The following is a 9507-nucleotide window of genomic DNA, read 5'->3' on the forward strand; positions in this document are numbered from 1 at the left end:
ACTTTTCTATTTTCTTCAAAGAATTTAAAATGGCTGGATGTTCAATTTTTGATGAAATTACATGATTCTTTTCATTTGCCTTGAGTGAACCTTTTATAGCCCAATTATCTGATTCTGAACCAGAAGAAGTGAAATAAATTTCACTTGCTTTTACTCTCAAAATCTCTGCAATTTTTATCCTTGAATTTTCTATGGCTGCCCTAGATTTTTGTCCTAGTGAATAAATTGCCGATGCATTCCCATAATTTTCCTTCAAATAGGGAAGCATGGCATTTAATACACTATCTGTTATCCTTGTAGTAGCAGCATTGTCCATGTAAATCATAATTACCTCACATGTCTGCTAGAGTCATGGACTCCATTACATTTTCAATTTGACCTTGAAGTTTTGACAAAATATCTCTCGTTGCACAGTTGGACTCTTTGCCACAAGCTTCATTTTTACCAAGGTCGCAACAGGAAAGAGAAATATCTCCTTCAAGTGCATTTATAATTTCTCCAATTGCAATTGATTCTGGATCTCTTGCAAGGATATATCCTCCTCCTGCACCTCTAATGGATTTTACAAGATCTGCCTTTCTCAGAAGAGTGAATAGTTGTTCCAAATAAGATTCAGAAAGATTTTCATCTCTTGCTATATCTTTTAAGGCTATGGGACCCTTGCCCATATTTTCCTTCAAGTTATACATGGCCATTAAACCGTAACGGCCCTTAGTAGAAAGTTTCATCTAATCACCTCTTATGATGGTCTGAAGGATCCTTTTTCTTCATTATTTTCTAACATATTTTTTAAAGTGTACCATGAAAGAACTGCACATTTTACTCTGGCTGGCAAAGTGGATATTGATTCAAAAGCAACTGCATCATCTAAATCATCTAATTCATCTGGATCGTCAATTTCTCCCTTAACCATTCCAATAAATTTGTCAGCTCTTTCAATAGCTTCATCTACACTTATGCCCTTTACATTGTCACACATAATTGAAGTTGAAGCTTGAGATATGGCACATCCGTGACCTGTATAAGATATGTCTTCTATTATTCCTTCTTTGATTTTTACTTCTAGAGTGATTTCATCACCACAACTTGGGTTGTGTCCAAGTTCTTTTTTTGTATAATCCTCTAATTCTCTTCTGTTGTGTTTATTTCTAGAGTGTTCCAAGATTAGTTCTGTATAAATATTATCAAGATTCAATTCCTAAAATCCTCCTTACATCTTCAAGATGTTCCACGAAATAATCAATTTCTTCCACAGTGTTATAAATTGCAAAGCTTGCCCTACAAGAAAAGTTTGAACCTAAATATCTGTGTAGAGGTTGTGCACAGTGGTGACCTGATCTAATTGCTATTCCAAAAGTATCAAGTATTGATGCAACATCGTGTGGATGGGCTTCTTTAAAGTTAAAAGATATTACTGGAGCTCTGTTCTTGTTGCTTGTTGTGTAAACTTCTAGATAATCTAATTTTTTAAGTTTTTCATAACAATAATCAGTTAAATATCTTTCATATTCATCAATATTATCCATGCCATACTTGTTTATAAAGTCAATGGCAGCAGCAAGATTTACTGCTCCTTCAACATTAGCTGTACCTGCTTCAAATCTTTGTGGTGCATCTAAGAAAGTTGTGTGATCTTCATAGACATATTCAATCATGTCGCCACCTGATAAGAAGGGTTCCATTTCATTTAATAAATTTTCTTTTCCGTAAAGTACACCAACACCTAGTGCAGAATACATTTTATGACCAGAAAAAGCTAAGAAATCAACGTCAAGTTCACTTACATTAACTTTTCTGTGAGGAACAAGTTGAGCACCATCAAGAATTATTTTTGCCTGTGAATGTTCTCTTGTATATTTTACAATTTTTTCTATTTCAGGATTTGTCCCAACAACATTTGATGCTCCTGTTATAGAAAGAATTTTTGTATTTTCTGTAACTTTTTCTTCGATTTCAGAAAAGGGAATTTGCATATCGTCATCTAGATACAAGAATTTTAATTTTGCACCAGTCTTTTTTGCAACTTCTTGCCATGGCACTAAGTTTGAATGGTGTTCCATTATTGAAATTACAATTTCATCTCCTTCACCTAAATTGTTTCTTCCGTAAGAGTAGGCAATTAGATTTAAAGCTTCAGTTGCATTTCTCAAAAATACAATTTCACTTGCTTTTTCTGCCCCAATAAAATCAGCAACTTTTTGTCTTGCATTTTCATAAACTTCTGTTGATTTCATGGCAAGATAATGAGCTCCCCTGTGAGGATTACCATTTTCGCTTTCGTAAAAATTCTTTATATTGTCAATAATTTCTCTTGGCTTTTGTGTTGTTGCACCATTGTCAAAATAAACTATATCTTTTCCATTTGGCTTTAAATTTAAGAAGGGAAACTCTTTTCTGATTTCTTCTATTTCTGCCTTTGTAAACATATTAATTTCCTCTCTTTATAATTTTTCTAACTGAATCCCAAACTTCTTCTTTTAATTTTTCATCTTCTAGAGCATCAATTGCACCAGAAAATTTAGATTCTACTATTAGGGCTTCTGCTTCATCATAGCTTATTCCCCTAGACATTAGATAAAATATTTGATCATTGTCTAACTTCCCAGCGCTTGATGCGTGATTTCCCACAACATCATCTTCGTGGGCAAGCATTAGTGGAACTGAAACTGAATGAACTGTATCATCAAGTAATATTGAATACTCTTCTTCAGAACCAAGGGCACCCCTTGCTCCTTCGATAAATTGTAAATTTGATTTGAAATTTTTATTTGATCTGTCCTTTAAGGCACCATTTACCAAAATATCTGACTGAGTTTTCTTACCTCTGTGAATCATGTCGTAATTCATATTTAGGTATTCGTCTTTTTGTCCAAAGTAAATTGAATCTACAATTGACTCAGATTTTTCTCCAATAAGTTCACATTTGTAGTTTGAATAAAGTTTTGCTGCACCAAGTTCATATTGGTGAAGGCTAACTTTTGCATTATCTTCTGTATAAATTCCAATAGATTCAAGAACTAGTGATTTGTTATCATCTCTTGCTATGACAAATACTTCTACTTCAGAATTTTCTTTGGCAAGAACTTTTATTACAGAGTTTCTAAATTTATCTTTGTCAGAAGATGAAGTGTAGTCTAAAATTACTTTTAATTTAGAATTTTTTTCTGCAACAATGTGGTGAAGATCAAAAAGTTCAGAATATTCATCATCAAGTTCGAAGAGTTTAAATTCTTCATTTTCTTGACCTTCCTCACTTTTGTAGGAATTATAATAATTTAAATACTCTCTGTTTAAATCAAGAGCATCCTTTGATATTCCGTATTTTATATTTTCAAATTCAGAAATTTCTCCTGGATTTTTTTCTCCCACTTCTCTATATAATTTCCCTTGAATTTGGGGAATTTCTATTTCTGTGTCATTTACCTTTAAAAAACTAAAAGTTTTAAAGGCAATTTCATTTCCAATTATTTTAGTCATTTTTCACCTACCCAATTGATCCAACAAGTTCAAGATTGATTAAGTTATTCATCTCAACTGCATATTCCATAGGAAGTTCCTTAGCTATTGGTTCAGCAAATCCTCTTACTACCATTTCCTTTGCTTCTTGTTCAGAAATACCTCTTGACATCAAGTAGAAAATAACTGAATCGCTAATTCTTCCAATTTTTGCTTCGTGTCCAATATCAATATCATTGTTTTCAATTTTTATTGTAGGAATTGTATCTGACCTTGACTCGCTATCAAGCATCAAGGATTCACAAGATGTTGAGTTCTTTGCACCTACTGCATTTTCTTTTATTTCAACTAAACCTCTGTAGATCGCAATACCACCAGATTTTGAAATTGATTTTGTGTTAACAGTTGATCTAGTGTATGGTGCTGCGTGAACAACTTGAGCTCCTGTGTCAAGATTTTGTCCTTCACCTGCAAAAGAAATTCCAGTAAATTCACTGCTTGCATTTTCTCCAACAAGTATTGATGCAGGGTAAAGCATAGAAACTTTTGAACCAAAAGATCCTGAAACCCATTCGATTTTTCCATCTTTTTCAACTATGGCTCTCTTTGTATTTAGGTTATACATATTTCTTGACCAATTTTCAATTGTTGAATATCTTAAAGTTGCACCTTCTCCGACAAAAAGTTCAACTGCACCTGCGTGTAAATTTATTACATTGTATTTTGGAGCAGAACAACCTTCTATGAAGTGACAATATGCACCATCTTCTACAATAATAAGTGTGTGTTCAAATTGTCCTGCACCTGGAGCATTTAGTCTAAAGTATGATTGTAGAGGAATGTCTACATTTACTCCCTTTGGAACATATACAAAAGATCCACCAGACCAAACAGCATAGTGAAGAGCTGCATATTTGTGAAGATTTGGATTTATACACTTGCTAAAATATTTTTTTACAATTTCAGGATATTTTTTTAGTCCTGTTTCAAAATCAGTATAAATTACACCTTGATCTTGTAGATATTTCTGAATGCTGTGATAAACAACTTCAGAGTCATATTGAGCCCCTACACCAGAAAGCATTGATTCTTTTTCAGCTTCAGGAATTCCTAATTTATCAAAGGTATCTCTAATTTCATCAGGCACATTTTTCCAATCGTCTGACATATCTGCATCTGGTCTTATATAAGTTGTAATCTCGTCCATATCAACTTCAGAAATATCTGGACCCCAGCTTGGATTTTCTTTTTCGTTAAAGATTTTAAGAGCCTTTAATCTACTTTCAAGCATCCATTCTGGTTCATCTTTTTCCTTAGATATTTGTCTTACTATATCTTCTGTAAGTCCCTTTTCAGTTTTTGACCTAAAGGTAAATTTATTTTTAATATCATAGACTCCACGGTCCATGTCTTCTACATAAGTTTTGTCTAACTTCTTAGTCAATTATTTCACCTCTTCTCTTATCCAGTTAAATCCTTCTTTTTCGATTTTATCTATTAGAGAAGCGTCTCCTTCTTTTACAATTTCACCATCTAAAACTACGTGAACAAAATCAGGTTTAATATTGTCAATTAATTCCTTGTGGTGAGTAATAATTAAAACTGCATTGTCCTTATTTAAATATTTTTCAATACCGCTTGATACAATTCTTGTTGCGTCAACATCTAGACCTGAATCTGTTTCATCTAGAATAGCAAGCTTAGGATTTAGCATAAGCATTTGAAGAATTTCATTTTTCTTTTTTTCTCCACCAGAAAAACCAACATTAAGGTATCTTTCTGCATAAGAAGAATCCATCTTTAAATCTTCCATTTCTTTTTTAATTTCTTTTTTAAATTTTAAAATGGAAATAGCTTTGTCTTCCTTTAAAGATTTTGCTGTTCTAATGAAATTTTCTACAGAAATCCCTGGAACTTCTTCTGGAGTTTGAAAAGACATAAAAAGACCCTTGTTTGCCCTCTTATCTGTTGTTAAATCAGTTATGTCTTCTCCATCTAAAAAGATCTTTCCACTTGTTACATTGTAAACTGGATTATCCATTATTACATTTGCAAGAGTAGATTTACCAGAACCATTTGGTCCCATAATTACGTGAACTTCGCCATAATTAATTTTCAAGTTTATATTCTTTAAAATTTGTTTATCTTCTACGCCTGCACTTAAATTCTCAATTCTCAATAACTCTGTCATACTTCCTCCATTTATAAAAAATAATTCATACAAAATTACTATGTTTTTTCTATTAACTATAATAACACAAGTTTTTTAAATATCAAATATTTATTGCAATAAAAAAACTAGGCTATACCTAGTTTATGAAAGCATAAATGCCGATTCTATGTGATTGATTTCCTTTTCCTTAAAATAAACTTCTATTATATCAAAGCGAACCATTATATCAAATAATCCCTTAGCCATTATATAAGCTGTGGCAGTTTGAATAATATTTTGCATTTTGTACTCTGTGACAGCTTCGTAGGCATCACCATATTTTCTAGAATTACGAGATTTAACTTCGACAAAGACCAGTTCCTCCTTGTCTCTTGCTATAATATCAATTTCTGTTCCAAGAGCTCTGTAATTTCTTTCTAATATAATATAATCCTTGTCTTCCAAAAATTTTGTAGCTATATCTTCCCCACGATTGCCGAAAAATAAATTGTGTCCTACCATGATTTTATATTCTTTAAGAAAGTTTTTCTGTGCATTTCTGTGGGACCATATGCCTTTAAAGCTTCTCTGTGATATTTTGTAGCATAACCCTTGTGTTTTTCAAGACCATATTGAGGATATTTTTCTGCCCACTTTTTACAGAGATTGTCCCTATAAACTTTTGCAACTATAGAAGCACAAGCTATAGAATAACAAGACTCATCGCCTTTTATAATTGCCTTTTGAAAAATACCTGTTTCAATAGTTTCGGCATCAATTAAAACACAATCTGCTATAATTTTATTATTTTCTCTATCTCTTAAATTTTCAAGGGCATTTATCATAGAAATGTGAGTTGCCATTCTTATATTTACCTTGTCAATTATATCTGCACTTGCCCTTCCAATTCCAACTGCAAGAGAAGATTCTAGAATTTTTGAATAAAGAAATTCTCTTTTTCTAGGAGATAACTTTTTGGAATCATTAACTCCTTCGATGTACTCACCTTTTGGCATAATTATTGCACAAGATACTACATCTCCAAAAAGACAACCTCTTCCAACTTCATCAATTCCACAAATATTTTTGTATCCCTTTTCATAATATTCATTTTCAAAATTATAAAAACTCATCTGGAACCTCCAGCGTTATCCTGCCAAGAATGCCCTTTCTAAATTCATCTAAGACAATACCAGCTACTTTTTCATAATCAATATAGCCGCCACGCATTAGGGCTCCTCGATTTTTTCCCATTTCATCCATTATATCAAGGGCTTCTTTGTCTTTCACATTAGAAATTTTATATCTTTCTTCTATAGAAGAAGGGTAAATATCTTTTAATTTTTCAATTAATTTTAGGGCGAGAGTTTCTCTATCCATAATCTCATCTTTTATGGCACCAGTAAAAGCGAGGTTTAATCCAACTTTTTCTTCAAATTTTGGCCACAAAACTCCTGGTGTATCTAAGAGATGAAGCTTAGGATGAATTTTTATCCACTGGTTGACCTTAGTTACACCTGGTCTATTTCCAGTTTTGGCAGACCTTGTTCCAGAAATAGAATTTATAAAAGTTGACTTACCTGAATTTGGAATGCCAACTATCATAGCACGAAGTGCTCCCTTATTAAGACCCTTGTCCTCATTATTTTTTTATCTCTTCAGCCATTAATTCTTGAGATTTTTTTACTACAAGAGAAACATTTCCCTTCATTGCATTGTAAGATATGGCGAAGTTATTTTCATCAGTTAGCTTTTCCATCCAAGCCTCATTTAATTTAGGATCAGAAAGATCTGATTTATTAAAAATAAGAAGTCTTTTTTTATTTTTTAAAAGATCATCAAAAATTGGATTTCTACTAGAAAAAGGAATCCTTGAATCTATAATTTCTATTACAAAATCAACGAGTTTTAACTTTTTTTCAATATCCTCTATGGTCTTTTTCATGTGACCAGGGTACCAGTTAATATTCATTTAATCACCAAATAAAACCTTATCTAAAATTTTTATTGCCCCATCATGATTGTTGTCATAATCAGAAACTACATCGGCAACTTCTCTTAGCTTTTCAACCCCATTTTTCATTGCAATGCCAAGTCCAACATTTTCTATTAGCATAACATCATTGGAATCATCGCCAATTGCCGCTACATCTTTAAGATCTATATTTCTATTTTCTGCATATTTTTTTATTCCAAAAAACTTGTCGCCCTTTTTTTGAAGAATTTCTAGCATCCACTTTGGTTGTCTTTTTATTTTCATTAGGTGAAAATTAAATTTTTCATCCAAATCTTTTTTCATCCTATTTCTAAGATCAACTAAGTCATCATGACTTCCTGCAAATACAATTGAAAGAGGATAGCCTTCATAATTGTTGAAATCATCAAAGGCTAAATTTCTTCCTTTAAATGCATCTACATAAGTGCCATCAAAAGATGTAAAATTCTTTTTCTTGTATAAAAGGTCAATTTCATCTTCTCTTTCAACATGAATAGTGGAATAAATTCTGTCATTATCATCATAGGACATTATCAATTCCACATCTTTTTTATCCATTGGGTTAACAAATTCAAGTTTCCCACTTAAATTATTTCTTATAATATTTCCATTGTTGCAAATAAGATCTATTGCAAGATCTTCCCCCACAAATCTGTGAGCAGTGTAAAACTCTCTTCCTGTGGCAACAACTGGAATTATATTATTTGATTTTAATTTTTCCACAAAGGGTTTAAATAACTCTGTTATAAACTTATCAGTAGATAAAAGAGTTTCATCTAAATCCATTGAAACCATTTTAATCATAAATCACCTTTTTCTTATACATTAAATTTAAAGACTATTACATCTCCATCTTCAACTACATATTCTTTTCCTTCACTTCTAATAAGTCCCTTATCTCTAGCCTTAGCAACAGAACCTGCTTCAACGAGGTCCTTATAAGAAATTGTATCAGCTTTAATAAAACCTCTTTCCATATCTGTATGGATTTTACCTGCAGCAGTTGGAGCCTTTGAACCTCTTTTTATTGTCCAAGCTCTAGTTTCCATTTCTCCAGTTGTTATAAAAGAAATTAATCCAAGAAGTCTATAAGAAGATTTAATAAGTTTATCAAGACCTGAAGAATCAAGACCTAGTTCTTCTAGGAAAAGTTCTTTTTCATCATCATCTAGGGCTGCAATTTCTGCTTCGATTTCTGCAGATATAACTACAACTTCATCTCCAGTTTTTTCTGCATATTCTCTTACTTTTTTCACATATTCATTGTCATCTTTTGTCAGTTCTTCTTCTGCAACATTGCAGACATAGATAACTGGTTTTGCACTTAAAAGAGAATAATTTTTTATGATTTTTTCTTCTTCATCATCTAGCTCAACTTCTCTTGCTGATTTTCCTTCTTCAAGTGCAGTTTTAATTTTTTCTAAAAGATCTCTTTCTTTTGCGAGAGATTTTTCTGCTCTAGCTTTTTTTACAACTTTTGAGTATCTGTTGTCAACTTGTTCTAAATCAGAAAAAATAAGTTCCAAGTTAATATTTTCAATATCGCGAATAGGATCAATTGAACCATCCACATGGATAATATTTTCATCATCAAAACATCTCACTACGTGAACAATGGCATCAACTTCACGAATATTTGATAAAAATTGATTTCCAAGTCCTTCTCCCTTGCTGGCACCCTTAACGAGTCCTGCAATGTCATAAAATTCTATATTAGTGTAAACAATTCTTTCCGAATTACTAATTTCAGATAATACTTCTAGCCTTTCGTCAGGCACATTTACAACCCCAACATTTGGTTCAATAGTTGCAAAGGGATAATTTGCAGCTTCAGCACCGGCACTTGTAAGGGCATTAAATAAAGTTGACCTACCTACATTAGGTAGTCCCACGATTCCAAGTT

Annotated in this window: 11 protein-coding genes and 1 pseudogene; all 12 read right to left on the minus strand. The window is 32.3% G+C overall.

Features of this window, described 5'->3' with window-relative positions:
• On the minus strand, positions 1-325 hold a 325-nt coding region (locus HGPT_RS08860), incomplete at its 3' end, for an aminotransferase class V-fold PLP-dependent enzyme (protein ID WP_040542506.1).
• Between the two features lie 7 nt (positions 326-332).
• Positions 333-728: an RrF2 family transcriptional regulator gene (locus tag HGPT_RS03985; RefSeq protein ID WP_019138574.1), complete on the minus strand. Its 396-nt coding sequence runs from the start codon at positions 726-728 to the stop codon at positions 333-335.
• An 11-nt stretch (positions 729-739) separates the two neighbouring features.
• Positions 740-1195 carry a Fe-S cluster assembly sulfur transfer protein SufU gene (sufU, locus tag HGPT_RS03990; protein ID WP_019138575.1) on the minus strand — a complete coding sequence of 152 codons (456 nt, stop codon included), beginning with the start codon at positions 1193-1195 and terminating at the stop codon, positions 740-742.
• Complete coding sequence (locus tag HGPT_RS03995; protein WP_019138576.1) at positions 1185-2426, minus strand: cysteine desulfurase; 1242 nt, start codon at positions 2424-2426, stop codon at positions 1185-1187. The genes sufU and HGPT_RS03995 overlap by 11 nt, the downstream gene beginning before the upstream one ends.
• A 1-nt stretch (position 2427) precedes the next feature.
• A complete protein-coding gene (locus tag HGPT_RS04000; protein WP_019138577.1) occupies positions 2428-3477 on the minus strand; it encodes a SufB/SufD family protein in 1050 nt (349 codons plus the stop codon).
• A 7-nt stretch (positions 3478-3484) separates the two neighbouring features.
• A complete protein-coding gene (gene sufB, locus HGPT_RS04005) occupies positions 3485-4864 on the minus strand; it encodes a Fe-S cluster assembly protein SufB (RefSeq protein WP_051007895.1) in 1380 nt (459 codons plus the stop codon).
• A gap of 36 nt (positions 4865-4900) precedes the next feature.
• On the minus strand, positions 4901-5647 hold the full coding sequence (sufC, locus tag HGPT_RS04010) for a Fe-S cluster assembly ATPase SufC (protein WP_019138579.1): 747 nt from the start codon (positions 5645-5647) through the stop codon (positions 4901-4903).
• 123 nt (positions 5648-5770) lie between these two features.
• Positions 5771-6130: a YraN family protein gene (locus tag HGPT_RS04015; RefSeq protein ID WP_019138580.1), complete on the minus strand. Its 360-nt coding sequence runs from the start codon at positions 6128-6130 to the stop codon at positions 5771-5773.
• Positions 6124-6741 (minus strand): ribonuclease HII, encoded by a 618-nt coding sequence (locus HGPT_RS04020; RefSeq protein ID WP_019138581.1) that lies wholly within the window; start codon positions 6739-6741, stop codon positions 6124-6126. The genes HGPT_RS04015 and HGPT_RS04020 overlap by 7 nt, the downstream gene beginning before the upstream one ends.
• Positions 6728-7580 (minus strand): annotated as a pseudogene (gene ylqF, locus HGPT_RS04025) (ribosome biogenesis GTPase YlqF). Before ylqF ends, HGPT_RS04020 begins: the two are co-directional and overlap by 14 nt.
• A complete protein-coding gene (locus tag HGPT_RS04030) occupies positions 7581-8408 on the minus strand; it encodes an HAD-IIB family hydrolase (RefSeq protein ID WP_019138582.1) in 828 nt (275 codons plus the stop codon).
• Between the two features lie 14 nt (positions 8409-8422).
• The coding region (gene ychF / locus HGPT_RS04035; RefSeq protein WP_019138583.1) for a redox-regulated ATPase YchF at positions 8423-9507 on the minus strand (1085 nt) is incomplete at its 5' end.

The organism is Peptoniphilus timonensis JC401, assembly GCF_000312025.1.
Taxonomy (GTDB): Bacteria; Bacillota; Clostridia; order Tissierellales; family Peptoniphilaceae; genus Peptoniphilus_A; species Peptoniphilus_A timonensis.

Coding starts and splice junctions, on each gene's coding strand:
- HGPT_RS04000 (WP_019138577.1), bottom strand. CDS start 3,477: ATGACTAAAATAATTGGAAATGAAATTGCCTTTAAAACTTTTAGTTTT.
- HGPT_RS03995 (WP_019138576.1), bottom strand. CDS start 2,426: ATGTTTACAAAGGCAGAAATAGAAGAAATCAGAAAAGAGTTTCCCTTC.
- HGPT_RS04015 (WP_019138580.1), bottom strand. CDS start 6,130: ATGGTAGGACACAATTTATTTTTCGGCAATCGTGGGGAAGATATAGCT.
- HGPT_RS04030 (WP_019138582.1), bottom strand. CDS start 8,408: ATGATTAAAATGGTTTCAATGGATTTAGATGAAACTCTTTTATCTACT.
- HGPT_RS04020 (WP_019138581.1), bottom strand. CDS start 6,741: ATGAGTTTTTATAATTTTGAAAATGAATATTATGAAAAGGGATACAAA.
- HGPT_RS03985 (WP_019138574.1), bottom strand. CDS start 728: ATGAAACTTTCTACTAAGGGCCGTTACGGTTTAATGGCCATGTATAAC.
- sufC (WP_019138579.1), bottom strand. CDS start 5,647: ATGACAGAGTTATTGAGAATTGAGAATTTAAGTGCAGGCGTAGAAGAT.
- sufB (WP_051007895.1), bottom strand. CDS start 4,864: ATGGACCGTGGAGTCTATGATATTAAAAATAAATTTACCTTTAGGTCA.